The organism is Clostridium sp. UBA7791, from assembly GCF_002480755.1.
Lineage (GTDB): Bacteria > Bacillota > Clostridia > Clostridiales > Clostridiaceae > Clostridium_J > Clostridium_J sulfidigenes.
Window position 1 is genome coordinate 978,555 of sequence record NZ_DLCT01000005.1, and the last position, 25,126, is coordinate 1,003,680.

At 30.7% G+C, this 25,126-nt stretch carries 27 protein-coding genes and 1 riboswitch; all 27 genes read left to right on the forward strand.

Annotation, left to right across the window (positions count from 1 at the left end; all coding sequences use genetic code 11):
- Window positions 1-8: 8 nt before the first annotated feature.
- The 27 genes from flgK (at window position 9) to fliF (ending at window position 25,125) form a co-directional block, all read left to right on the forward strand.
- Window positions 9-1,697 carry a flagellar hook-associated protein FlgK gene (gene flgK / locus B3Z56_RS10045; RefSeq protein WP_346878714.1) on the forward strand — a complete coding sequence of 563 codons (1,689 nt, stop codon included), beginning with the start codon at window positions 9-11 and terminating at the stop codon, window positions 1,695-1,697.
- Between the two features lie 25 nt (window positions 1,698-1,722).
- Window positions 1,723-2,658, forward strand: coding sequence for a flagellar hook-associated protein FlgL (gene flgL, locus B3Z56_RS10050; RefSeq protein WP_346877352.1), 936 nt, complete (start codon window positions 1,723-1,725; stop codon window positions 2,656-2,658).
- A gap of 321 nt (window positions 2,659-2,979) precedes the next feature.
- On the forward strand, window positions 2,980-3,381 hold the full coding sequence (gene fliW, locus B3Z56_RS10055; RefSeq protein WP_346877353.1) for a flagellar assembly protein FliW: 402 nt from the start codon (window positions 2,980-2,982) through the stop codon (window positions 3,379-3,381).
- 4 nt (window positions 3,382-3,385) lie between these two features.
- On the forward strand, window positions 3,386-3,601 hold the full coding sequence (gene csrA / locus B3Z56_RS10060; protein WP_346847866.1) for a carbon storage regulator CsrA: 216 nt from the start codon (window positions 3,386-3,388) through the stop codon (window positions 3,599-3,601).
- A gap of 228 nt (window positions 3,602-3,829) precedes the next feature.
- Entirely contained in the window at window positions 3,830-4,177 is a 348-nt protein-coding gene (locus tag B3Z56_RS10065) for a flagellar protein FlaG (RefSeq protein ID WP_346878715.1), read from the forward strand.
- Window positions 4,178-4,192: 15 nt separating this feature from the next.
- Complete coding sequence (gene fliS / locus B3Z56_RS10070; RefSeq protein WP_346877354.1) at window positions 4,193-4,582, forward strand: flagellar export chaperone FliS; 390 nt, start codon at window positions 4,193-4,195, stop codon at window positions 4,580-4,582.
- A 12-nt stretch (window positions 4,583-4,594) separates the two neighbouring features.
- On the forward strand, window positions 4,595-6,622 hold the full coding sequence (gene fliD, locus B3Z56_RS10075; protein WP_346877355.1) for a flagellar filament capping protein FliD: 2,028 nt from the start codon (window positions 4,595-4,597) through the stop codon (window positions 6,620-6,622).
- Window positions 6,623-6,628: 6 nt separating this feature from the next.
- Window positions 6,629-6,958: a hypothetical protein gene (locus tag B3Z56_RS10080; protein WP_346877356.1), complete on the forward strand. Its 330-nt coding sequence runs from the start codon at window positions 6,629-6,631 to the stop codon at window positions 6,956-6,958.
- Window positions 6,959-7,147: 189 nt separating this feature from the next.
- Window positions 7,148-7,993 (forward strand): flagellin Hag, encoded by an 846-nt coding sequence (hag, locus tag B3Z56_RS10085; RefSeq protein WP_346877357.1) that lies wholly within the window; start codon window positions 7,148-7,150, stop codon window positions 7,991-7,993.
- Between the two features lie 121 nt (window positions 7,994-8,114).
- Window positions 8,115-9,926 (forward strand): motility associated factor glycosyltransferase family protein, encoded by a 1,812-nt coding sequence (locus B3Z56_RS10090; protein WP_346877358.1) that lies wholly within the window; start codon window positions 8,115-8,117, stop codon window positions 9,924-9,926.
- The gene (locus B3Z56_RS10095; protein WP_346877359.1) at window positions 9,916-10,215 is read left to right on the forward strand and encodes a hypothetical protein; all 300 of its coding nucleotides are present in this window, start codon (window positions 9,916-9,918) and stop codon (window positions 10,213-10,215) included. The genes B3Z56_RS10090 and B3Z56_RS10095 overlap by 11 nt, the downstream gene beginning before the upstream one ends.
- Before the next feature lie 13 nt (window positions 10,216-10,228).
- Window positions 10,229-11,218, forward strand: coding sequence for an NAD-dependent 4,6-dehydratase LegB (locus B3Z56_RS10100; protein WP_346877360.1), 990 nt, complete (start codon window positions 10,229-10,231; stop codon window positions 11,216-11,218).
- Between the two features lie 18 nt (window positions 11,219-11,236).
- Window positions 11,237-12,400 carry a LegC family aminotransferase gene (locus B3Z56_RS10105; RefSeq protein WP_346877361.1) on the forward strand — a complete coding sequence of 388 codons (1,164 nt, stop codon included), beginning with the start codon at window positions 11,237-11,239 and terminating at the stop codon, window positions 12,398-12,400.
- 29 nt (window positions 12,401-12,429) lie between these two features.
- On the forward strand, window positions 12,430-13,482 hold the full coding sequence (locus B3Z56_RS10110; protein ID WP_346877362.1) for a nucleotidyltransferase family protein: 1,053 nt from the start codon (window positions 12,430-12,432) through the stop codon (window positions 13,480-13,482).
- Entirely contained in the window at window positions 13,482-14,117 is a 636-nt protein-coding gene (locus B3Z56_RS10115; RefSeq protein WP_346877363.1) for an acetyltransferase, read from the forward strand. Before B3Z56_RS10110 ends, B3Z56_RS10115 begins: the two co-directional genes overlap by 1 nt.
- Window positions 14,110-15,108 carry an N-acetylneuraminate synthase gene (gene neuB, locus B3Z56_RS10120; RefSeq protein ID WP_346878716.1) on the forward strand — a complete coding sequence of 333 codons (999 nt, stop codon included), beginning with the start codon at window positions 14,110-14,112 and terminating at the stop codon, window positions 15,106-15,108. Before B3Z56_RS10115 ends, neuB begins: the two co-directional genes overlap by 8 nt.
- Window positions 15,102-16,271 carry a UDP-N-acetylglucosamine 2-epimerase gene (gene neuC / locus B3Z56_RS10125; protein ID WP_346878717.1) on the forward strand — a complete coding sequence of 390 codons (1,170 nt, stop codon included), beginning with the start codon at window positions 15,102-15,104 and terminating at the stop codon, window positions 16,269-16,271. Before neuB ends, neuC begins: the two co-directional genes overlap by 7 nt.
- 15 nt (window positions 16,272-16,286) lie before the next feature.
- On the forward strand, window positions 16,287-16,985 hold the full coding sequence (locus B3Z56_RS10130; protein WP_346877366.1) for an acylneuraminate cytidylyltransferase family protein: 699 nt from the start codon (window positions 16,287-16,289) through the stop codon (window positions 16,983-16,985).
- Between the two features lie 89 nt (window positions 16,986-17,074).
- Window positions 17,075-17,893 carry an EFR1 family ferrodoxin gene (locus B3Z56_RS10135; RefSeq protein ID WP_346878718.1) on the forward strand — a complete coding sequence of 273 codons (819 nt, stop codon included), beginning with the start codon at window positions 17,075-17,077 and terminating at the stop codon, window positions 17,891-17,893.
- 162 nt (window positions 17,894-18,055) lie between these two features.
- Complete coding sequence (locus tag B3Z56_RS10140) at window positions 18,056-19,801, forward strand: methyl-accepting chemotaxis protein (RefSeq protein WP_346878719.1); 1,746 nt, start codon at window positions 18,056-18,058, stop codon at window positions 19,799-19,801.
- Between the two features lie 211 nt (window positions 19,802-20,012).
- Window positions 20,013-20,408 carry a nucleotidyltransferase substrate binding protein gene (locus tag B3Z56_RS10145; RefSeq protein ID WP_346878720.1) on the forward strand — a complete coding sequence of 132 codons (396 nt, stop codon included), beginning with the start codon at window positions 20,013-20,015 and terminating at the stop codon, window positions 20,406-20,408.
- Entirely contained in the window at window positions 20,405-20,632 is a 228-nt protein-coding gene (locus B3Z56_RS10150; protein WP_346877370.1) for a nucleotidyltransferase domain-containing protein, read from the forward strand. The genes B3Z56_RS10145 and B3Z56_RS10150 overlap by 4 nt, the downstream gene beginning before the upstream one ends.
- 295 nt (window positions 20,633-20,927) lie before the next feature.
- Window positions 20,928-21,773, forward strand: a complete 846-nt coding sequence (locus B3Z56_RS10155; RefSeq protein ID WP_346877371.1) for a flagellin — start codon at window positions 20,928-20,930, stop codon at window positions 21,771-21,773.
- 111 nt (window positions 21,774-21,884) lie between these two features.
- Window positions 21,885-21,967, forward strand: a riboswitch (cyclic di-GMP riboswitch).
- Between the two features lie 414 nt (window positions 21,968-22,381).
- Window positions 22,382-22,762 carry a flagellar basal body rod protein FlgB gene (flgB, locus tag B3Z56_RS10160; protein WP_346877372.1) on the forward strand — a complete coding sequence of 127 codons (381 nt, stop codon included), beginning with the start codon at window positions 22,382-22,384 and terminating at the stop codon, window positions 22,760-22,762.
- 2 nt (window positions 22,763-22,764) lie between these two features.
- Complete coding sequence (flgC, locus tag B3Z56_RS10165; protein ID WP_346877373.1) at window positions 22,765-23,196, forward strand: flagellar basal body rod protein FlgC; 432 nt, start codon at window positions 22,765-22,767, stop codon at window positions 23,194-23,196.
- Window positions 23,197-23,216: 20 nt separating this feature from the next.
- On the forward strand, window positions 23,217-23,537 hold the full coding sequence (fliE, locus tag B3Z56_RS10170) for a flagellar hook-basal body complex protein FliE (protein ID WP_346877374.1): 321 nt from the start codon (window positions 23,217-23,219) through the stop codon (window positions 23,535-23,537).
- Between the two features lie 16 nt (window positions 23,538-23,553).
- Window positions 23,554-25,125, forward strand: coding sequence for a flagellar basal-body MS-ring/collar protein FliF (gene fliF / locus B3Z56_RS10175; RefSeq protein WP_346877375.1), 1,572 nt, complete (start codon window positions 23,554-23,556; stop codon window positions 25,123-25,125).
- The last annotated feature ends 1 nt before the right edge of the window (window position 25,126 follow it).

Sequence of the window (25,126 nt, forward strand, 5' to 3'; positions counted from 1 at the left end):
AGAAGGTTATGTCAGGATTATTTGCAACATTAAATACATCAAAGGGCGGTATGTTTGCTCAACAGCAATATATCAATGTAACTAGCCATAATATTTCAAATGCTAATACGCCAGGTTTTTCAAGACAACATATTGTACTTCAAACAGCAAGACCTCAAACCATAGCAGGGGGCGTAGGACAGATTGGTACAGGAGTAACAGTAAGTTCCATTGAAAGAACAAGAAATCAGTTTCTTGATTTTCAAATAAGAAAAGAAAGCTCTCTTCTTGGAAATTATGGTGTTAGACAAGATTACTTATCAGAAATTGAAGGTATTTTTAATGAACCTTCTGATACAGGAATGTCAGAACTTATGTCGGAGTTTTTCGATGCTTGGCAAACTCTTTCTAAAAATCCAGAAAAGTCTGATGCTAGAACAGTAGTAGCTCAAAAGGCAAAAGCTTTAGCAGATGAATTAAATCATACTTATAAGAAGTTAAATGATACTAAGGATAATGCAGCTAAAGAAATACAAAACAACCTTTTTGAAGTAAACACTATTCTTGATCAATTAAATTCTATAAATAAAGAAATAATAACTGTTACCATTGCAGGGAACAATCCGAATGACTTATTAGATAGCAGAGATTTACTTTTAGATGAGCTAAGTACAAAGTTTGGTATCGATACTAGAAATCAAATACTTAATGGAATTACTTGTAAACCAGAAGATAATGACTCTATGAATCTAATAAGAAATAAAGATTCTCAAGATATTAATAAATTAGGATTTGTAAATAAACTAACAAAAAATCCAGATGGAAGTTATGATATAGAATACTATAAAAATGGAGATATGACTTCAGATAAAAATAAGGTTACATTAACAGGAGTTACCATTTCTGATGAGCAATATGAAAATTTAAATAATGGAAGAGTACTTGTTACTGAAGAAGATGGAAGTGTGAATCTTACAGGTGGAGCATTAAATAATGATCAAATATTTAATCCATCCTCAGGAAGACTAGGTGGACTTCAATCAATTCACGAAGATGCTGAAAGTTACATCGAACAAGTTAATACCTTGGCAAAGACTTTAGCATTTGCAGTAAATGCTATTCATACAGAAGGAGTTCCAGCAGGTGAACAGTATGCCTTCTTTGTTAATTCAGGAAATGACCCTCTTGATTACGATGGTATTACAGCAGGAAATATAACAATGAATTCAGATATTCTAAAAAATGTTATGCTAATTCAGGCTGGAGCAAGTAAGGGTTCAGGTTCTACTGATGGAGATAGAGCAGGAGCATTAGCAAGCCTAAGAGACTTTGGACTTAATATAGATAGTATTCAAAGTGGTAAAAAGAAGGATGGCTCAGTATATGACTATAAAGCTTTTGTAGAGGAACATCTAGGTACTACTGCTGGAGGAGAGGTACCAAAGTTTAATACTATAGATGGAGGAGTCAAGGTAGAGGGATTCTTTAAAAATACTATAAATAAGTTAGGAGTTCAGTCTGAGGAAGCTACTAGAATTGTTAAAAACCAAAACACTTTGTTAAAGGGACTTGTTGAAAGAAGACTTTCAACTTCAGGAGTATCCTTAGATGAGGAAGCTATAAATCTTGTACAATTCCAACATGCCTTCCAAGCTAATGCAAAGGTAATAACAACGGTAGATCAACTCCTTGATGTAGTAATTGGTCTAGTTAGATAAAAAGATAAGAAGTTGAGGTGATAAAATGAGAATAACTCATGGTGTAATGGTTAGTGGCTTTTTAGGTGATATGAATACTAACTTAAATAGCTTAAACAAAATACAAAAGCAATTAAATACTGGTAAGGTATTTTCAAAACCTTCAGATGACCCTTTTAAAGTAGCAAGATCCATGCAGATGTATTCAGAAATAAATGCTAATAAACAATATAACACTAATATAAAGGATACTATAAACTGGATGGATACCACAGACACAGCTCTAAGCAATGGTACTAAGTGTCTTCAAAGAATAAGGGAACTTATGGTATCTTCTGGAAATGCTGCCTATGGTTCATCAGAACTTACTGCTATTAAAGAAGAGATAAATGAGAGAGTAGCAGAATTTGGACAGATCTTAAATACTAGCTTTGATGGAAAGTATATCTTTGGTGGTAAAGATGGAGCTTTAAAACCAGTAGAAGTAAATTTAGATGGGGTAACAGGTGAAAATTCCATAAGTATATCAGGAGATGAAAATATTATAAATAAATCTCTAAAAGTAGAGATATCTTCTGGTGTTAAAGTGGATTACAATGTAAATGCTGTAGAAGTTTTAAAGTTTAAGGACAAAGCAGGTAATGATATTGAAGTTACACAATTCTTTGATGACCTTCTACATAACTTGAGTGATGTAAATGGTAAGTCTAAGGTTGTAGGAGAAAACTTGGATCAGATGGATAAGGTAATAGAAAATATGATTAGTATAAGTGCTAAGGTTGGTACTGTGCAAAATAGGATGGAAAGTGCTAAGGAGCTGAATACAGCACAAAATGAAAACCTTACAGAAATACTATCTGGTAATGAAGATATAGATTTCATGGAAAAGAGTATGGAGATGGCTGTAGCAAGAACCATCTACGTAGCATCCCTACAAACTAGCTCCAAAGTCCTTCAGCCATCAATTCTAGACTTTTTATAGAGACTTGTAGGCTATGAAAATTCTTTTCCGTGACATGATAAGTGTTTGAAGCATATTTTTAATTAAGAAACTCTAAGTCTACGCTTTTGTGAAATTACCTATCCTCACTATTGGCCATCCTGGCTCAGAGCTCGGCTCTTGCCGTCAGTGGCAAGAGTTACGGTAATTTCACAACGCTACAACTAAGAGTTTCGAGAATCACAAATTTTATTGCTTCTGCACCACTTATCCTTGTCACTACAAAGAATTTTCAAATATAAGAAAGTCACATAAAAGTTGATAGTAGATAAGCAGTAATTAATAGAGATAAGAGGTGTCATTATGGCCGTAGAGGAAAAAGAAAAGAATATTATTACCTTTAATAATGGGTTGCCGGGGTTTGAGAGTTTAAAAACTTTTGTTCTTGAGGAGATAGAAGGGTCAGAGCCTTTTAAGACCCTTAAGTCTACAGAGGATGTGAATATTGGCTTTGTTACTATAGTTCCCTTTGATTTCAAAGTGGATTATGAAGTTAAGTTAACAGAGGCTGTTATAAATTCTCTTAAGATAGAAGCTCCTGAAGATGTTTTGATTTTAAATACGGTTACTCTTAATAGTGATGTTAAGAAGATAACTACTAATTTAAAGGCTCCTATTATAATAAATTCAAAAAATAACTTAGGGTATCAAATGATTCTAGATAGGGAAAACTATAGCATTAAACATCCCTTAATAAAGGAGTGATAGTATGCTAGTGGTAACAAGAAAACCAGGTGAAGGAATTAAAATTGGAGACAATGTAGAGATAACTATAGTTAAAATTGACGATAACTCTGTTAAGGTATCTATCAATGCACCTAAGGAAGTTAAAATATTAAGAAGTGAGCTTTATAAAGAAGTAGGAGAAGAAAACATCAATGCTTCTAAAATAAACATGGAGCTATTACCTAAAATAAAAAAATAATTTTATACATAACCCCCAAATAGTTAAATATTCACACTTTTAACTATATGACTATATAAATAGTTAGCTATATAAGTATAAAACTATATAGCTATATAACTAGTTAAATAGTTAACTAGTTGTTGTCATAGTGCGGGGTTGAGAGGTTAAGTATATATATCAGGGAAGATAATTAATATAATTTACCGAAACATTTATTATAAAATATTATAATTTGGGGGAATTAATATGGAAGTTAGTAGAGTTAATGTTGGAAGAGCCATGGAAGGTGTAACTCCAGCAAGAGAAGTTCAACCTATATCACAAAATAATGCAACGACACAGGAAGCTATAGATAAAAATCAAAATTATAAATTAGAAGAGATTCATAAGGCTGTTGATAAACTTAATAAATTTATGGAAGACGAAGATATCCATGCAGAGTATGAGATACATGATAAATTTAATCAGATAATGATAAAAATAGTAGATAATAAAACCAAGGATGTATTACTCGAAGTACCACCAAAAAAAATCCTAGATATGGTTGCTAAAATGTGTGAAATGGTGGGGATACTTGTAGACAAAAAGGCCTAAACTGGAGGAGATAAAATGTATAATGCAGGTGCTAATGCATATAACGCGTACAAAAGTAATAGTGTTAATTATGCTTCTAAGGAGCAATTGCTATTAATGCTTTTAGATGGAGCTGTAAAATTTGCTAAAATGGCTAGACAAGCTATATTAGATAAAGATGTAAAAGGTAGTCATGAAAATCTTGTGAAAACTCAAGATATATTTACAGAGCTTATGATTACTTTAGATCAAAATGCCGGTGAATGGGCAGTGAATATGTATAAGATATATGAGTTTATAAAAGAAAGACTTTTCCAGGCAAACATTAAAAAGGATGTAAAAATTATAGATGAAGTTATGCCACTTATAGAAGAAGTAAGAAACACATGGCAGGAAGCTTATGAAGTTTCAAAAGGAAAAAGATAAGGAGGACTAAGTATGAGAATAACAGGACTTGCCACAGGAATGGATATGGACCAATTAGTCAAGGAAACTATGCAGCCCTATAGAATTAAAATTCAACAACAGAAGCAACAAAAAGACATAATGGAGATAAAACAACAACTTTACAGAGACTTAATTAAGGAGTCTAAAGAACTTTATGATAAGTATTTTGATGTTGCGAAAACAGATAGTTTACTATTAAGCAAGAATTGGTCAACAGTAAAATTTCAATCATCCAATGAGAATGTGTTAACTGTAACTGGTGGTAGTGATGTAAAGCCGGGAAATTACACAGTAACAGGGAATACAGCCACAGCAGCTAAGGCAATAGTGACAGAGGGACTAGATTCAGGTAATAGCCTTGTGATAAATGGAAAAGAATTTACGCTACAAGGTGATACAGCAAAAGCAAGGGCTGAAAACTTAAATAAAGAATTAAAAGCAGCAGGAATGAATGTATCGGTTAGATATAGTGATTTTGCAGGAACAGAAGCTGGAAATCAAAGTGGATTTATCTTTGAATCTACAGTTTTAGGTAAGGATAGTACATTTACAATAGGTGGGACAAGTTCATTAGTAGGAACTATAGTAGAGGGAATAGATGCAACAGCCGCAACTGTAACTGGTTTTACAGTTCAGGATTTAAAAGATGCTAATGGCGAAATAAATGTAAATGGTGAGATAGTAACTATTGATATTACACCTGAAAATGTTAATGATGATATAGAGAAGTTATTACAGAGTAAATTGAAAGATAAAAAATTAACTGCGGAAATTGATGACAGTGGAAATATTACTTTTAGTAGCACAGTATTAGGAAGTAAAGTTGAAGATCCTAATATCAAAATAAGTGGTAATACTGGAACTTTTACTAGTGGAATAAATGCTACTTATACTACTAATACTTTAAATGCAGCTGATATAAAAGGGAAAACTATATCTATTAATGGAAATGTTATTGACTTATCTAAAGCAGTTGATGGACAAGAAGTAGAATATTTAAATAAGGTATTAAAAGAACAAAACATAAAGGTAACTGCTAAGTTAGATGAAGTTGATACAAGTAAGATTATATTTACTTCTACCAAAGCTGGAGCAGATGGTAAAGTTGATGTAGGTATATTAGATGGTACAACAATGTCATCACAAGGCACAGACGCTGAAATAGTAGTAAAAGATGATAAAGGTGGAGTGTTTACCCATACTGGTATTTCTAATACGTTAACTTTAGATGGAATGACTTTTAAATTTACAGGAGAAATACCAGCAGAAGGGATAAGTGTAAATGGTAAAAATGATGCTGCTGGGGTAAAAGATAAGCTTGTTAATTTTATTAACGATTATAATAAGCTTATGGAAAAACTTAACACCTTAACTATAGAAAAAAGAAATAAAAACTATATGCCATTAACAGATGAGCAAAAGAAAGAAATGTCAGAGAATGAGATAAAAATTTGGAATGAAAAGGTTAAGCAAGGACAGTTATATAAAGATTCTGATGTATCAAGAATAGCAAATTCTATGAAGAGTGCTATGAGAGGTCTTGTAGATGGAGTAGATGGAAATTTAGAGAAGTTTGGTATTAAACCAGTTGCAGACTATCAAGGAACTAAAAATGGAACTTTTGTTATTGATGAAGATAAACTTACTAATGCTTTAGAAAATAATTTAGAAGATGTAATGAAATTATTTATTTCAACTCCACCATCAGATGATAGTTTATCTGCTCTAGAAAAGAATAAATCAACAGGCGTTGCTCAAAGGTTAAAAGGCATACTATATAATGAAACTGTAAGTATATCATCAAGTTTAATTAAAAAAGTTGGTATAGAAGGTTCAGCTTCATCAGTTAATAGTGAGATAACAAAAGCTATAAAAAAATATGATAGAAAGATGGAAGATATGGAGAAGGATTTTGCTAAAAGAGAACAGCAGCTATATTCTAAATGGGCAACCATAGAATCTATGATGAATAAGCTTAATGCACAACAAAGTTATCTTACATCTCAATTAGGAATGTAGTATATTATGGAATTAAAGGAATTGCTTTTAAGGTATAAAGAAATTACAGAGAAGTTTATTGAAGCTATAAAAAATGATGAAGAAGCCGATAAATTTCTAGAAGAAAGAACAGAAATAATAGAAGAAATGAACAGTATGAATATAAAAAAAGAAGAATTAAAGAAAGTAGTAGAAGAAATAAATTTGTTAACTGTGGAAAAAGAAGCTTTTAATATTCTTAATGAAGAAAGAAGTAAAATAAAGGATGAAATCTTTCAATTAAAAAAAAGTAAAAGGGCTGCTTTTGCATATGAAAATAAATTTAATGGTATTAATTTTATAAATAAAGAGATATAAAATTAAAAAAGAAAAATTGATAAAAAAATAAAAAAAGGTATAAAGTTCATCTTGAACCTACCGATAAATATATTAGAAGATAAAATTAGAATAAACTCATGAGAAACATATCTAGTTATATACTTCTATCAAAGAAGTTATAAATATAAAAGGACAAGGATGTCCGTTAAAATCAAGGAGGAATTAATTATGATAATTAATCACAACATGAATGCGTTAAACGCACACAGAAACATGGGAATCAACACTACTTCAGCAGGTAAATCTATGGAGAAATTATCTTCAGGTTTAAGAATAAACAGAGCTGGAGATGACGCTGCAGGATTAGCAATTTCTGAAAAAATGAGAGGACAAATCAGAGGATTAGAGCAAGCTTCAAGAAACTCTCAAGATGGTATTTCTTTAATTCAAACAGCAGAAGGTGCTTTAAATGAAACTCACAACATTCTTCAAAGAATGAGAGAATTAGCAGTTCAAGCATCAAGTGATACAAATATCCAAGATGATAGAGCTCAAATTGGTAAAGAAATTACAGAATTACAAAATGAAATCAACAGAATAGCAAGCCAAACAGAGTTTAACAAGAAAAAACTTATCAATGGATCTTTATCAGGAGCTGATAACAATGCTTCAGTATTATTACAAGTTGGAGCTAACTCAAAACAAACTGTTACTTTAAAGATTGCAACTATGACAGTAAGTGCTTTAGGAGTAAGTGCTGGAAAAATAGTTATATCATCTGCTACTAGTGCAGCTAGTATTACAGCAATGATAGATACTATAAACACTGCAATAGATACTGTTTCTGGAGAAAGAGCAAAACTTGGAGCAATGCAAAACAGATTAGAGCATACAATTGCTAATGTTAATACTTCATCAGAAAACTTAACAGCTGCAGAATCAAGAGTTAGAGATGTTGATATGGCTAAAGAAATGATGAATTTCTCTAAAAATAACATTTTACAACAAGCTGCACAAGCTATGCTTGCTCAAGCTAACCAACAACCACAAGGAGTTCTTCAATTATTAAGATAATTTAGAACTGGATTATTTTTAAAAGGTACCGATTTATCGGTGCCTTTTTTGTGTAGAGTATTTAAGTTTTTGTTTGAAACAACGATAATAGTGATATATAGAAAAGTGACATAAAAAAGGAGTGATTTATATAGCTATTAATAGATTAACACAAAATAATATAGATAAAGCTATAGAATATGAAGTATATGAAGAAATAAGTAAAGATAATAAAAAAATACTAAGAATATTTACTGAGGGAAAAAGTATTTATTTAGGAAGTAAATATTCTGTTCAAAGGGACATAGATTCAATAAAGGATTTTATTTTAAGTAATGGAGATAAACATAGTATAATCATTGGATTAGGAACTGGAGAGTACATAGAAGAAATAGAGCCTTTAATTAAAGAAGATAATAAGCTGATTATAATCGAACCTAATATTGAGGTTTATAATAAATATATCTATGGAAAAGAAAATAAGTATGAAAACATAGCAATAATTTCTATGACAGATGAATTTTTAAAGTATTTAGAAATGTATATTGGAAGCATTGCTTTAAAATCCTTTGTAGTTCAAGAATACCCTAATTATAGAAATGCATATCCTGCAGAAGTTCATAATATTTATGAGCTTATTAGAAGCGTCACAAGAAGAAGAGTTATTAATAGAAACACCAATATATTTTTTTCTAAGATTTGGTTTGAATCTACCATTTCTGATCTTAAATATTTAAGTAAAAGTAAAAATATAGTGAATATGAAAAATGCATATAGTGGTAAACCAGCAGTTATAGTATCAGCAGGACCATCACTATCCAAGAACATAAGTCAACTTAAACAGTTTGAAGATAAGGCTGTGATTTTTACTGGAGGAAGAACATGGAGAACTCTAATAGAAGAAGGAATAAAGGCGGATTTTCTATCTATAATAGATGCCCATGAATTATCTTATGAATTGGTTGATGAAGTTATTAATAAAGAAGAGGTAACATTAGTACATTCAGAGATTTTGCCTAATAAAGTTCTGAAATTACATAAAGGAAATAGAGTGTTCTATCCTTATGCACCTTGGATAAATGATATAGTGGAAAATCCTAATTATAATTTTACTCATTCATCTGTTGCACATACTTGTACAAAATTAGCTATGTATATGGGATGTAATCCTATAATATTTTTAGGTCAGGATTTAGCATATACAGATGATAAGGTTCATGCAGAAAATGCTGAATTTGTACAAGAAAAGTATAAGGATAAAGAAGATATCACTAAGGTAGCTGATAACTTTAGTCCGTACGTGGAAGATATATATGGAAATAAGGTAAGAACAAGTATGACATTAAATTTTTTTAGAGAAGAATTTGAGGAAATTATTAAGGAAAACTCTCAAATAGAATTTATTAATTCCACAGAAGGCGGAGCAAATATCAAGGGAACACAGATTAAAAAATTTATGGATAATAAAGTTATGTTTGATAATGTAATAGATAAGAATCATATATCTGTTAATTATGAAAATATGATTGGATGTATAAGCGATGATAAAGTTATAGATATAATTGATTGTGCTATAAATTATTTAAAAGAGTTAGAGATAAAATTAATAGAAGCTATAAAACATAATGAAAAGTATTATGATAATTTTACTAGTAAACATAAAATATTAAAGAGCTCATTAAAGATTTTAGAAGATACAGATAAATTTATAAGAGAAATACCTAAAGAAATTAGATTTATAGAATATTTATTTGCAGATACTATTAATATCGTTTTATATAATCCAGATTATAAAATTGGAAATGAAGATACGGAGTTAAGTAAGGCTAAGAAAATATATGAAAAAAGTAAAATACTATATTCAAACTTGTTAAATGAAGCTGAATATGCATTAAAATATATAAAAAATGAAAGAAAATCTATATGTAAAGGGGAAACTTACAGTGAATATTAAGGAATTTGCAGAAAATTTAGTAGAACTTATTAGTATAAATAATGAAGAAACAAGAAACAATGGGGGTAAAATAAATACTCAAGTGTTTGAAAGTATACTTGAATATATACAAATATTCATGACAGAAGCTATAAAAGTAAATAGTAATTGTATTAATATAGAAAAATTCAATGAAATTCTTAAAGAGATATTAGAAGCCCTAAAAAACAATGATTTAATCTTAATGAGTGATATGTTTGAATATGAGATTATACCAGAAATAAATAAAGTTATAGAACAATTAAGTTAATGAGGTGTATTAGATGAGTAAAAAGGTATTAATAACAGGAGCAGATGGATTTATTGGAAGTCACCTTACAGAAACACTTTTAGAAGAAGGTTATGATGTTAAGGCATTTACATATTATAATTCATTTAATTCATGGGGCTGGTTAGATACATTGTCTAAAGATAAGTTAAAGGAAATTGAAGTGTTTACAGGAGATATAAGAGATCCTAATGGAGTTAGAGAAGCTATGAAAGGAGTAGATGAAGTATTTCATCTTGCAGCCTTAATTGCAATTCCTTTTAGTTATCATTCACCAGATTCTTATGTTGATACTAATATAAAAGGAACTCTGAATGTGCTACAAGCTGCAAGAGACTTGGAGACTGAAAGGATACTGGTAACTTCTACGTCAGAAGTTTATGGAACAGCCCAGTACGTACCTATAGACGAATTGCACCCATATCAGGGTCAATCTCCTTATTCAGCAACTAAGATAGGTGCAGATAGGTTAGCTGAATCTTTTTATAGAAGCTTTAATATGCCGATTTCTATTGTTAGACCATTTAATACATACGGCCCAAGACAGTCAGCTAGAGCTGTTATTCCAACAATAATTACCCAATTATTATCTGGAGAAACTGAAATAAAATTAGGTTCTTTAACACCTACAAGAGACTTTAATTTTGTTAAGGATACAGCAAGAGGATTTATAGAAATTGCTAAATCAGATAGAACCATAGGCGAAGAGATAAACATAGCTACTCAAGATGAAATATCCATAGGAAGATTAGCAGAGGAAATGATAAGACAAATAAATCCAAATGCAAAAATCGTATGTGATGATCAAAGATTAAGACCTGATAAAAGTGAAGTAAATAGATTATTAGGTTCAAATGAAAAAATTAAGAAGTTAACAAATTGGTTGCCTAGTTATACTTTTGAAGAAGGAATTAGAGAAACTATAGAATGGTTTAGAAAACCAGAAAACTTAGCTAAGTATAAAGCTGACATATATAATATTTAATTAAAGGAGATGGGCTAAGTGAAGAAGTTTATTCCGCTTTCAGTACCTAATTTAAAAGGAAATGAATTAAAGTATGTAGTAGATGCAGTAGAAAAAGAATGGGTATCTACTGGTGGAGCATATATAAATGAATTTGAGGATAGCATAGCTAAATATCTTAATGTTGAATCTGCCGTTGCTTGTCAAAGTGGAACTGCTGGTATTCATTTATCGTTAATTTTAAGTGGAGTAGATGCTGGAGATGAAGTCATAGTTCCTACATTGACATTTATTGCAGCAGTAAATCCTGTTAGATATATTGGAGCAGAACCTATATTTATGGATTGTGATGATTCATTAACAATGGATGCTAATAAACTAAAAATGTTTTGTGAAGAAGAGTGTGAATTTATTGGTGGAAAATTAATAAATAAGCTTAATAGGAAGCATATAAAAGCCATAATTGTAGTTCATGTTTTTGGTAATAGTGTAAATATAGAGAGGATAATGGATATTGCACAAAAATATAACCTTAAAGTTATAGAGGATGCAACAGAAGCATTAGGAACTAAATTCATTTCAGGAAAATATATTGGAAAGTATGCGGGAACTATAGGTGATTTTGGAGTGTACTCGTTTAATGGAAATAAAATAATTACCACTGGTGGAGGTGGGATGATAGTATCAAATCATCCGGAACTTTTAGCAAAAGGAAAATACCTCTCTACGCAAGCTAAAGATGATGAACTTTACTATATACATGATGAAATAGGATATAATTATCGAATGACTAATTTACAAGCAGCACTAGGGGTTGCGCAATTAGAACAATTAGATAAATTTATAGAAATTAAGAAAAAAAATTATGAGTTATATAATAATGGATTGAAAAATACTAAAGGATTAACAATGCTTGATTTTAATAATAATATACAACCCAATTATTGGTTTTATTCTTTATTAATAAATAATGATATATATCCATTAAGAGTTAAAGAAATTATTCCGTATCTTAAAGAAAAAAATATACAAGTAAGACCAATATGGAATTTAATTCATACTCAAAAACCGTATAGAGAATCAAGAGCTTATAAAATAGATAGAGCTAATTATTATTTAGAAAATGTGATAAATATTCCATGTAGTAGCAATTTAACAGAAGAAGAAGTTAATTATGTTATTAATGTTTTGAATAGTATTTAAAGCATTATTAAGTATGGGGAGATATAGCTATGAATATTCAGGATATAATAATAAATGAAGAGATAAGTATAAGACAAGCTGCTAAGATTTTAGATAAAACTGCCAAGCAGGTTTTACTTATAACAGAAGATAATAAGTTAAAGGCTATACTTACAGATGGCGATATAAGAAGATGGATTTTAAAGAGTGGGGATTTGTCGGCACCTGTAAAAGAAATTGCTAACTATTCGCCTAAATATATAACAGAAACAGAGAGATATAAAGCTAAAAGACTTATGAAGAAATATTCAATTAGTTCTATACCTGTAGTTAGTATTGAAGGGGAAGTAAAATCAATAATATTTTGGAACGACTTGGATATGTCTAGTGTTGAGAAGAAGCCTTCATTAGATATACCAGTGGTAATTATGGCTGGAGGGTTAGGCACTAGGTTATATCCTTACACTAAAATTTTACCTAAGCCTCTTATACCTATTGGTGATATACCTATAGTAGAAAGAATAATTAATAGATTTAAGGAATTTGGATGTAATGAATATTATTTAACCGTTAATTATAAGAAAAATATGATTAAAGCATATTTTGAAGAAGTAGTTAAGAATTATAATATATACTATATAGAAGAAGATAAACCGCTAGGTACTGGAGGGAGCCTTTATTTTCTTAAAGATAAAATAAAGAGCACATTTTTTGTATCTAACTGTGATATATTAATAGATAGTGATTATGAAGCCATGTATGAGTATCATAAAGAAAATAAAAACTTTATTACTATGGTATGTGCAGTTAAAAATATGGTAATACCTTATGGTGTAGTTAATTTAAATAATGAAGGAAATATACAGAGTATGGTAGAAAAACCTGAGTATTCATTTTTAACTAATACAGGAATGTACATAATAGAGCCTGAGGCACTACAATTAATAAAGGAAGACACATTTATTCACTTACCTGATATAGCAAAAGAATGTATGGATAAAGGAATGAAAGTTGGAGTTTATCCAATAACAGAGAGAGCTTGGATGGATATGGGACAACCAGATGAAATGCAAGAAATGATGAAAAGATTAGAGGAAGGTTAATGAAAAAGATTGTATTAGTAGGTGGAGGAGGGCACTGTAAAAGTGTCATTGACTCCATAAGAAGTAAAAATGAATTTGAAATAGTAGGTATTACAGATCCTGTTGACAAAGGGGAGATACTTAATGTTAAGATACTTGGAACGGATTATATATTACAAGATATGCATAATCAAGGTGTTGAATATGCATTTATTACAGTTGGAAGTATTGGAAATCCTAAATTAAGAATTACTTTATATGATATGCTAAGTAAAATAGGATTTAAATTTCCAGCTATAATAGATAAAACGGCTATTGTATCGGAAGAATGTGGTATAGGTGAAGGAACTTTTGTAGGAAAAGGTGCTATAGTAAATGCAGAAGCTATAATAGGGAAACAAGCTATTATAAATACAGGAGCTATAGTTGAGCATGACTGCCTAGTTGGAGATTTTGTACATATTGCTCCAGGAGCAACTCTGAGCGGAGGAGTGACCATAGAAAAGTATTGTCATGTAGGAACAAATGCTACTATTATTGAGGGAATAAGTGTAGTCAAAAGTACTGTAATTGGAGCAGGATCCGTAGTAATTAATTCAATAGATAAAGTATCTAAAGTATATGGAAATCCAGCAAGGGGGAAAGAATATGAATAAGGTATTTATTATTGCAGAAGCTGGTGTTAATCATAATGGAAGTGTTGAAGTAGCAAAAAAGTTAATAGATGAAGCAGTAATAGCAGGAGCTGATGCAGTTAAGTTTCAAACCTTTAAAGCGGAAAATTTAGTGACTAAGAATGCTAAACAAGCTAAATATCAAGTAAGAAATTTAAGCGAAGAGACTTCGCAGTTTGAAATGCTGAAAAAGTTAGAATTGGATTACGCTGAATATAGAGAGTTGGTAGAATATTGTAAAAAGAGACATATAATGTTTTTATCATCACCATTTGATATAGAAAGTATAGAGTTTTTAGATAACTTGGGAATTGAAGTATTTAAAATTCCATCTGGAGAAATAGAAAATGTACCTTACCTTGAAAAGGTAGCTAGAATAGGTAAAAAGATTATCTTATCTACAGGAATGAGTGATTTATCAGACATAGAATTTGCTTTAAGCACTCTAAGAAATAATGGTAATAATGAAATTATTGTATTACATTGTAATACAGATTATCCTACTAATATGAATGATGTAAATTTGAAAGCAATGGAGACAATAAAAGAAGCATTTAAGGTTGATGTTGGATACTCTGATCATACAGAAGGAATAGAGGTTTCAATTGCAGCTGTAGCAATGGGAGCAAAGGTAATAGAGAAACATTTTACACTTGATAAAACTATGGAAGGACCTGATCATTTAGCTAGTTTAAATCCAGATGAGCTTAGGATGATGATTAAGTCTATTAGAAATATAGAAAAGGCTCTTGGAGATGGAATCAAGTATCCCACCACTGTAGAAAAAGAAAATAAGAAGATAGTAAGGAAAAGTATCGTTGCTAGTGTAGATATAAAATGCGGTGAAGTTTTCACAGAAAAAAATTTAACTGTTAAGAGACCTGCAAGTGGAATAAACCCCAAGATGTGGCACGCTATAATTGGTATGGTTTCTAAAAAAGATTATAGAAAGGATGATCTAATTCAATGGTAAAAAGAATATGTGTGATTACTGGAACAAGAGCTGAATATGGATTACTGAAGCCGTTAATAATGAAAATGATAGATGATAAAGAGATAGATTTAAAATTGGTTGTTACAGGAATGCACATGTCAACAGAATTTGGACTTACATATAAATTGATTGAAGAAGATGGCATAGTTATTGATGAAAAAATAGAAATATTACTAAGTTCAGATTCACATGTAGCTACTTCAAAAGCAATGGGATTAGCTATTATTAGCTTTAGTGAGTATATTAATAGAACTAAGCCTGACATGGTAATTGTACTTGGTGATAGATATGAAATATTGGCTGCAAGTATTTCAGCTATGGTAGCTAATGTTCCTATAGCACATATACATGGAGGAGAGATAACCGAGGGAGCACAGGATGATGTATTTAGGCACTGCATAACTAAATTGAGTTATCTTCATTTTACAAGTACTGAAAGTTATAGAAAGAGGGTAATGCAGTTAGGGGAAGAGCCTCATAGAGTTTTCAATGTTGGAGCTATAGGAATAGAAAATATTAAAGTATTAAAATTATTATCCCAGGAAGAGATAGAAAAAAGTATAAATTTTGTTTTGAATAAAAAATTTGCGCTTGTTACATTTCATCCAGTTACACTAGAACAAGGATTAGCAGAGATACAGATTACAGAGTTATTAGGTGCTTTAGAAGAATTTGATGATATGAAATTTATAATTACAAAAGCTAATTCTGATAATGAGGGGAGAAAAATAAATAGAAAGATAGATGAATTTATATCTAAAAACCCAGAGAAATATATTGGTTTTGTTTCTATGGGACAACTAAAATATTTAAGTGCTATGAAGTATTGTAGTATGGTAATAGGGAATTCATCTAGTGGAATTATAGAAGCTCCTTCCTTTAATATCCCTACTATAAATATTGGTGATAGACAAAAGGGAAGATTGCAAGCTAAAACGGTAATCAATTGTGACCCTATTAAAAGTGATATTATTAAAGCAATAAAAAGAGGACTAAGTAAAGAATTTAAAGATAAAATATCAAAGATTGAAAATCCATATGGAGATGGAGATACATCTAACAAAATACTATATGAAATAAAAAAAGCGTTAAGCAAAGAGATAGAGTTAAAAAAAACTTTTTACGATATAAGTATGATGTGAAAGGTAAAGGTATAAATGTATAGTAATAAAAGAATCTTAGCAATAATACCTGCAAGAAGCGGTTCTAAGGGGCTAAGGCATAAAAATATAAAATTATTAAATGATAAGCCATTAATAGCATATACCATTGAAGCTGCTATTGAAAGTGATATATTTACCGATATAGTTGTTTCTACTGATTCAGAAGAGTATGCCAATATATCTAAACGATATGGAGCAAGTATACCATTTTTAAGACCAGATGAATTAGCTAGCGACATAGCTAGTAGTACAGATATGATTGTGTATACCATTCAAAGATTAAAGGAGTTAGGGAAAGTATATGATTATTTTATGTTACTACAACCTACTTCACCCCTAAGAAAAGCTTTAGACATAAAAAAATCATTAGATTTATTAATAGAAAACAAATTAGATTCTGTAGTAAGTGTTTGTGAGGCTGAACATTCTTTAAGTATATATAATACATTGAGTGATAGTTTATCTTTAGAAGGTTTTATAAATAAAAACAGTGCAACTCGAAGGCAAGATGACAAAAAGTATTATCGTATAAATGGTTCAATATATATATCTAATGTTGAAAAATATTTAAGCGAAAGGGATTTCTACGGAAAGAAAAGCAAAGCATACATTATGAGTAGAGAAAGCTCAATAGATATTGATACAGAGCTAGATTTTAGAATTGCAGAATATATTATGGCCCAAAATATATAATTGAGCTAATTATGTTGAGGTCAAATATCACTTAGCATAATGCTATGGAATATTCATACTGGTCTTTCATTCATTAAGAGGTGATAAATTTGCATTATAAACTAAACACACTATATTTTAGTGCTACAGATACAACTAAGAAAGTAATATCTGGTATAGCAGAAGGACTTTCGGAAGATATGAACCTAAAGGAAAGCATAAATAGTATTGATTTTACCTTACCAAAGATAAGGGAGAAATCTGTATCTTTTTCAAAGGATGATATTGTTATTGTAGGAGTTCCAGTTTATGCAGGGCGAGTGCCTAATGTGCTTTTAAGGTATATAAATTCTATTGTGGGTAATGGTGCGTTGGCTGTCGCAGTGGTGGTTTATGGAAATAGAAATTATGATGATGCTTTGATAGAGTTAAGAGATATATTAGAACTAGATGGCTTTAGGGTTATTGTGGGGGCTGCATTTATAGGACAACATTCTTTTTCTAAAACCTTAGCTAAGAATAGACCTGATGAAAAGGATATGGATATAGTTAGGAATTTTGCTGATAAAATATATAGTAAAATTGCTGCTGGAGAAGATGGACAGGATCTATTAATAAATGAACAAAAGCCTTATAGAAATTATTATATGCCTAGGGATGAAAAGGGAGAGCCTATTGATATAAGAAAGGTGAAGCCCAAAACTAAGGATAGTTGTATAGATTGTAAACTTTGTGCTAGTGTTTGTACCATGGGCTCTGTTGATCTTGAAGATGTGACTAAAGTTAATGGAAATTGTATTAAATGTTGTGCATGTATTAAAAAATGTCCTGTAGAAGCAAAGTATTTTGATGATATTGGATATTTAAAGCACAAAGAAGAATTAGAAATAAATTTTATACATAGAAAAGAACCAGAATTATTTTTGTAAACAGATAATTGTAAAAAGCATTAATGGCTAATAATAGCTGTTAATGCTTTTTATATGTGATAAAGTTTAAAAAAAACCATAAAGTTATAATGTTAAATATCGATAATATTATTAATTTTAATTATATATTACTAAAATTTTGTGACAGAGGAGATTAAATTTATGAAAAGCTTAAAATGGAAAATAACTACTATTATTCTTACTATTATTATAATTATTTCGTTGTCTATGATGTTTATGGGACTTTTTAAGTCATTTAGTGTTACTAAAAATATTATAAACAAACAATCAGAAGATGCAATAGGTTCAGGTTATAGTGTGCTAGATATTTATCTTAAGGAGCAGTTTGGTACATTAAGTCTTAATGATGATGGGAAACTTATAGACTCTAATGGTAAGCCCATTGATGGTGACTATGAGTTTATTGACGAATTAGCGGAAGGTATGGATATACTTGCTACTGTCTTTGCTAAGTCTGGTGATGATTATGTGAGAGTTTTGACCACAATTAGAGATGATAAAGGGGAACGAATTATTGGAACAAAATTGGATGCTAGTGGTAAAGCCTATGAAGAGATTTCAAAGGGGAATGAATATTTTGGAGAAGCTGATATATTAGGTGAAAAGTATATGACAAAATATGCACCTATTTTTGGTGATAATAATGAAGTCATTGGTATTTATTATGTTGGAAAATCTGTAGAATCAATTTTAGATATATATAATGAAGGTGTATTATCTACCATAAAATCGGTAGTTATAGTAATTGTTATTGGACTACTTATATCTGTTGCTATAAGCTATAGCTTAGGGGCATCAATTACAAAACCTATAGTTGCTTTAACTAATACTATAAAAAAACAGTCAAATTTAGACTTTAAGTTTAATGAAAAAGATGAAACATTAAAATATATGAAAAGGAAAAATGAAATAGGAATTATGGCAAATTCTCTGAAGGTTATGGAGGACAATGTAAGAGACTTTGTTATAAAAACTTCAGAAGGTGCAGAAAAGGTAGTGGCAACTTCCCAGGAACTAACAGCAACAGCAGAACAGTCAGCCATAGCTTCTGAAGAAATATCAAGAACTATAGAAAATATAGCTAGTGGAGCAAGTAGCCAAGCTCAAGATACAGGAGAAGCAGCTTTAAGTGTAGAAGAAATGGGTAGTTTACTAGAAGAGAATAAAGAATATACAGAGGAATTAAATAACGCAGCAAAGGATATAGAAAAGGAAAAAGAAGAAGGTTTTATTATATTAAAAGATTTAGTATTAAAAACGGGAGAAAGTAATAATGCTTCTAAACAGGTGTATGAAATTATATTAAGTAATAACGAAAGTGCAGAAAAGATAGAAAAGGCAAGTACAATGATTCAGTCTATATCGGAACAAACAAATCTACTTGCTTTGAATGCAGCTATTGAAGCAGCGAGAGCAGGCGAGCATGGAAGAGGTTTTGCCGTAGTAGCAGAAGAGATAAGAAAACTTGCTGAAGAATCTAATAATTTTACAGGAGAAATCAAAACTGTAATAGAAGAGTTAAAATTAAAATCTGAAAATGCAGTAAATAGAATGAAAGAAGTAAAAGGGATAATTGATTCCCAATCTGAAAGTGTAGAAAAAACTGAAGAAAAATTTCATAGAATATCAAATTCTATAGAAATAACTAATAATGTTATAGATAAGCTTAATGAATCATCAGAAAAAATGAATGAAAATAAAGAAAAGCTTGTAGACTTAATGCAAAATCTATCTGCTATAGCAGAAGAAAATGCAGCAGGAACTGAGGAAGCTTCAGCAGCTATAGAAGAACAATCAGCAAGTATCGAAGAAATAGCCAATGGTAGTGAAGGATTGGTAAATATTATAGATGAACTACAAGGTATTATCAATAAATTTACAGTATAAATATTCCACGGGGTCAGACTCCGAGGAAAAGAATTCCTGGGGGTCTGACCCTATGGTGATTTTTTCAATTAAATTTGGTCACAGGCATTTGTAAAAGAATGGTTCAATCCCTGCATTTTACATGGTATAATAAAATAGTATGAAGATGAATATACTATGGTTTTAAGAGAAAAAATAATTAAAAAGCAGGTGGCTTTACAGGTGGCTTTATATGAACAATGATATTCGCTGGAAACAGAGATTTTCTAATTATAAAAAGGCTACATCACAACTAACGGAGTTTATAGAAAAAGGTGACCTTAATAAATTTGAAGTTCAAGGTTTAATAAAATGTTTTGAATATACTTTTGAATTAGCATGGAAGACTATGAAAGATTATCTTGAATTAGAAGGATTTGAAGTAAAAAGTCAAAGGGGAACGATAAAAACTGTTTTTCAAATTCAGTTGATTGAAGATGGACATATATGGATTGATGCATTGGAAAAGAGAAACTTAATGTCATATACTTATAATGAAGAAGTGGCTGAAGAAGCAGTAGAGCTTATTCGTAAATCCTATTATCCTATTATTAAAAAATTATATTCTAAATTGGAGGAATTACAGTGAGTTTTGGGCTAAGAGAATTAGATTTAGAATATATAGTTAGTGTTATAAGAGGATTTGATGAGATTGAAAAAGCATCTATATTTGGTTCCCGTGCTAAGGGTAATTATAAGCCAGGCTCAGATATTGATATAGCTGTCTATGGAGAAAATATAAATTTGGATATTTTATCAAAACTTAATTCAATACTGGAAGAAAAAAGTCCTATGCCGTACTTTTTGACATAGTTGATTATTCACATTTAAAGCATAAGGAATTAAAGGAACATATAGATAGGGTAGGGAAAGTTATCTTTTCTAGGTGACGGGCACTTGTGAAAGAATGGAAAAGCATTAATGGCTAAAAATAGCTGTTAATGCTTTTGCTAATCATAAAGTAATTAATAAAAAGTGACGATAAGTAAAATGGATTTAGTTGTCAACATAGTTTAAATAAATGGAACTTTATTCCATGGGGTCAGACCCCAAGGAAAAAAATTCCTGGGGGTCAGACCCCGTGGTAATTTTTGTGAGGAGTGAGATAATGAGATTAAGTAGAAATATGTCCGCTATGAGGATATTTAATAGCTATACTAAAAATTTAGTAGCTCAATCTAAGGCTTATGGTAGTATTAGTTCAGGTAATAAGATACAGACCTATAGAGATGATCCTAATGCTAAGGCTAAGAGTGATAAGTTGAAGTTAGAGATTAGAGGTCTTCAAATGGCCACTAGAAATATTCAAGATAGTGTAAGTCTTATGCAAACCATGGATGGTGGTATGCAAAGTATAAGTGAAGCCTTACAAAGGTCTAGAGAACTTATGGTTCAAGCTGGAGGAGCAACTACGCCGGAAGATAGAGCAGTTATTCAAAAGGAAATAGATGAGAATCTAGAACATATAACTTATACTGCTAATAATACGGAGATGAATGGTGTAAAGCTGTTAGCCGATAAAAATAATCCAGGTGATACAGTGGATCTACTTATTGGAGCAACTAGTGACTATGTAACTAAACTGCCAACATATAATTTAACATCTACAGGACTAGGACTTGTGAATGCTGACGGTAGCAATAAAATAAGTGTGGAGAATATGAATGATGGATTAGAACGCTTAGATGATGCTATAGATAAGCTTAATTCTGGAAGAGGAAAGTATGGAGCTCTAAGTAATAGAATGGAGTCTACTGCAGATTATACCAGTGAAATAGTAGGTAAGGTTGAAGGAGCAGAAGGTGAAATTACTGGTACTGATATAGCACTAGAAATGGTTGAATATGCTAAAAACTCAATTTTAGTGGAATCAGGTATGGCTATGATGGCTCAAAGTAATGAATTTCCACAGGATATTCTACAAATATTGAGCAATGTATATCCTAATAGGTAGAGAAAAAGTAATTTCGTGTAGCAAATAAGGAATTTTAAGTAAAAAGTAAATAATTTACGTTTAAAAGGTTGAATGGAAGAAAAATATAGTATATAATGCAGATATGTGAAAAAATTAAATAGGCAAAATTGACGAAAGTTAGTGACGCAAAGCTATAGGGGCTAAGCCTAAGGGTATGCCAGCCAGTTGCCAAAGAGTAAGTATACTTTTTGTTTTAGGTATTATAGAAGTAAATAATATTTTTATTTTAACCTTGTTGTAATTAAAAGCTACTCTTTTTGAGTAGCTTTTTTTATATAAAATTTATAGTTTTTCATATAAAAGTTGCAATTGGCTTTATAAAATATACCATATTGTAAATGATTACCCAGGTTCATGTTTTACAATGAGTATTTTACATAAGATTACATGTAACCATTATTATTCAATCTTTACCATACTGTTTTTTACTAATGATGAATTTTGTAGATTTATTTCTATTTAAAGTAAGTTTAAAGTGTATAAAATAAATAAAAAATCGTATAACTAACAAAAAAAAGAAGGGATTTAAGTATTTATGTCTAATTTATAAACATTAAGTATGTTTAAGTGGAAAATGGAGGTATAAAATGTCACAAAATGAAGTATATGGATTGTTAAAAAAATCTATGAATGTAACTGTTGAGGCTAATAAGGTTATTGCTAATAATATTGCAAATGTAAATATAAAAAACTATAAGAGATATTATGTTCCCTTCGAACAGGTTATGGAAGAGTCAACAGCTAATGGTAATTTAAAAACTACAAATGAAAAACATATAGGCATTGGAAGCAAAGATGTACAAGTTAAAAGAGATGATAGTGCATCTATGCGAGAAGATGGTAATAACGTGGATATTGAAACAGAAATGACAAGTCAAGCTGCTAATACTATGATGTATGAATCTTTAGTTAGATTTGCCAGTGGAAAGCTAAATAGTACAAGTAGAGTTATAAAAGGAGGGAACTAAAAGTGGAGGCATTTAGAGGAATGAGAATTTCAGCTAGTGGTCTTACTGCAGAAAGATTAAGAATGGATACTATCTCTTCTAATATTGTTAATGCAGGAACTACTAGAGGAAAAGATGGGAAACCTTATGTAAGAAAGATTGCTATGTTTCAAGAGAACTTAAAGGAAGCCTACAATAAAAGCAATGGAAAAGTAGAGGACAAGTTAAATGGGGTTAAAGCAGTTGGCATTGTAGATGATGAATCAGAACTTATTAAAGTATATAATCCAAGTCATCCAGATGCGGATGAAGAAGGATTTGTATCTATGCCAAATGTAAATATCTCCAATGAAATGGTGGAGTTAATAGCATCAAGTAGAGCTTATGAAGCCAATGTCAATGCAATGAACGCACAAAAAAGTATGTTTTTAAAAACTTTAGAAATAGGTAAATAAAAGATGGGAGTAGTACTTTTATGATGAACAATTACATACCAAATGCAACAATTTTTCAAAATGAGCTAAGGGAAATTTATGGGGTAAAAGAAAAGGATACTGAAGAGAATAGCACTTCGGGTGGCACAGGATTTGCAGCTGTTATAAAGGATGAATTGCAAAAGGTCAACGATCTACAAGTTGAAGCAGATAACAATGTAACAGGATATATTGCAGGAGAAAAAAGTATCCATGAAGTAGTATTAGCTACAGAAGAGGCATCTATGTCCCTAGAGCTTGCTATTCAAATAAGAAATAAGCTAGTTGATGCTTATAAGGAATTTAATAATATGCAAGTATAATGGGGGTAAGGATTAGATGAGTAAGCTATCGGAGCTAATGAAGAAGATAAAAGATAAGTGGAATTCCATGTCGAAAACTAGAAAGATAGCTTTAGTGATAATTGCGGTGGTGACTTTTATAGCAGTAGGAACACTACTTTATGTATCACTTAAACCAAAGTATACGGTTTTATTTTCAAATATGGATTCCCAAGATTCAGGAAAGATTATAGCCAATCTAGAGGGCAAAGGAACTAAGTATAAAATAGAAGGAAATTCCATTTTAGTTGAAAAGTCTCAAGTAGATAAACTGAGAATGGAAATGCTGTCAGAGGTTCAAATAACAGAAGGAAGCCAAGGCTTCGAACTTTTTGATAAGGGTAGCATTGGGGCCACAGATGAAGAATCAAGAATAATGTATCAAAGAGCACTTTCTGGAGAACTTGAAAGAACTATAAAGGGTTTTGAAGAAGTTGAGGCTGCAAAAGTAAACTTAGTTTTACCAACCAACTCAGCCTTTGTAACTAAACCAACTCCTGCTAGTGCTTCAGTAACGGTAAAGTTAGTGCCAGGAAATGAACTTTCACCTGAACAAGTTAAAGCTATTGTACACTTAGTAACAGGTAGTGTGGAAAACTTAGATAAGGAAGACGTTACAATAGTATCAGACAATCTAAAGTTATTAACGGAAGGTTTGTTTGATAATGAAAAAGGGACCCAAGCTACTAGTACAGAAAATCAAATTGATTCAACTAAAAAAGTTGAGAAAGAATATGAAAAGAAAATCTTAAATGTATTAGAACCAATATATAAAGATAATGTAAAAGTATCTGTAAATGCACAGCTTAATTTTGACGCTGTAAAGCAGAATAATGTTACATATGATCCAAAGGGATCCGCAGTAGTAAGTGAGCATATTATTAAAGACAATAGTAAGGGTACTGAAAATACTTCAGGAAGTACTGTAGATAATAATATGACTAATGAGCAAGATGCAGAAAAAGATACTGAAAAAGCAGGCTATTCGGAAGAAACAAGAAATTTTAATAATACTAAGAGTGAAGAAACAGTTGTCAAGGCACCAGGTCAAGTGGAGAGAATTACCACATCTGTTGTTGTAAATGGAGATATGGATAATGCAACTAAGAATACTATAAAAAATTTAGTATCTGATGCCATTGGTTTTGATGAGGCACGAGGTGATGGAATTTCAGTTGAAAGCTTAACATTTAATGATGATTATAAAACACAAGCTGAAGAAGAAATTAACGCTATGAAGGAAGCAGAAGCAAAATCTAGAAGGATTAAGCTTATTGCTTTAGGAGTAGGAGCAGTTATAGCACTTATACTTATTATTGTAGTTGTTTCTATTATTAGAAGTAAGAGAAAAGAAGATGATGAAGAAGATGAAGAGGCTATAGAAGGGCTAGATGTAGTTATAGGAGATGAAACTTTAGAAACAGTGGCGGATTTATACAAAGATTTAGATTTAGAAGCAGAAACTGAAAGAGAAAAGATTATGAAAGAAGTTAAAAAATATGCAGAAAAGAAACCTGAACAGGTAGCGGATATTATAAAATCATGGATGACTGATGAAGAAGGGAGATAGT

Bases quoted from the DNA above. Each gene is read 5' to 3' on its own strand.
- flgK (WP_346878714.1), top strand. From the start codon at position 9: ATGTCAGGATTATTTGCAACATTAAATACATCAAAGGGCGGTATGTTT.
- flgL (WP_346877352.1), top strand. From the start codon at position 1,723: ATGAGAATAACTCATGGTGTAATGGTTAGTGGCTTTTTAGGTGATATG.
- fliW (WP_346877353.1), top strand. From the start codon at position 2,980: ATGGCCGTAGAGGAAAAAGAAAAGAATATTATTACCTTTAATAATGGG.
- csrA (WP_346847866.1), top strand. From the start codon at position 3,386: ATGCTAGTGGTAACAAGAAAACCAGGTGAAGGAATTAAAATTGGAGAC.
- B3Z56_RS10065 (WP_346878715.1), top strand. From the start codon at position 3,830: ATGGAAGTTAGTAGAGTTAATGTTGGAAGAGCCATGGAAGGTGTAACT.
- fliS (WP_346877354.1), top strand. From the start codon at position 4,193: ATGTATAATGCAGGTGCTAATGCATATAACGCGTACAAAAGTAATAGT.
- fliD (WP_346877355.1), top strand. From the start codon at position 4,595: ATGAGAATAACAGGACTTGCCACAGGAATGGATATGGACCAATTAGTC.
- B3Z56_RS10080 (WP_346877356.1), top strand. From the start codon at position 6,629: ATGGAATTAAAGGAATTGCTTTTAAGGTATAAAGAAATTACAGAGAAG.
- hag (WP_346877357.1), top strand. From the start codon at position 7,148: ATGATAATTAATCACAACATGAATGCGTTAAACGCACACAGAAACATG.
- B3Z56_RS10100 (WP_346877360.1), top strand. From the start codon at position 10,229: ATGAGTAAAAAGGTATTAATAACAGGAGCAGATGGATTTATTGGAAGT.
- B3Z56_RS10110 (WP_346877362.1), top strand. From the start codon at position 12,430: ATGAATATTCAGGATATAATAATAAATGAAGAGATAAGTATAAGACAA.
- B3Z56_RS10115 (WP_346877363.1), top strand. From the start codon at position 13,482: ATGAAAAAGATTGTATTAGTAGGTGGAGGAGGGCACTGTAAAAGTGTC.
- neuB (WP_346878716.1), top strand. From the start codon at position 14,110: ATGAATAAGGTATTTATTATTGCAGAAGCTGGTGTTAATCATAATGGA.
- neuC (WP_346878717.1), top strand. From the start codon at position 15,102: ATGGTAAAAAGAATATGTGTGATTACTGGAACAAGAGCTGAATATGGA.
- B3Z56_RS10130 (WP_346877366.1), top strand. From the start codon at position 16,287: ATGTATAGTAATAAAAGAATCTTAGCAATAATACCTGCAAGAAGCGGT.
- B3Z56_RS10140 (WP_346878719.1), top strand. From the start codon at position 18,056: ATGAAAAGCTTAAAATGGAAAATAACTACTATTATTCTTACTATTATT.
- B3Z56_RS10145 (WP_346878720.1), top strand. From the start codon at position 20,013: ATGAACAATGATATTCGCTGGAAACAGAGATTTTCTAATTATAAAAAG.
- B3Z56_RS10155 (WP_346877371.1), top strand. From the start codon at position 20,928: ATGAGATTAAGTAGAAATATGTCCGCTATGAGGATATTTAATAGCTAT.
- flgB (WP_346877372.1), top strand. From the start codon at position 22,382: ATGTCACAAAATGAAGTATATGGATTGTTAAAAAAATCTATGAATGTA.
- fliE (WP_346877374.1), top strand. From the start codon at position 23,217: ATGATGAACAATTACATACCAAATGCAACAATTTTTCAAAATGAGCTA.
- fliF (WP_346877375.1), top strand. From the start codon at position 23,554: ATGAGTAAGCTATCGGAGCTAATGAAGAAGATAAAAGATAAGTGGAAT.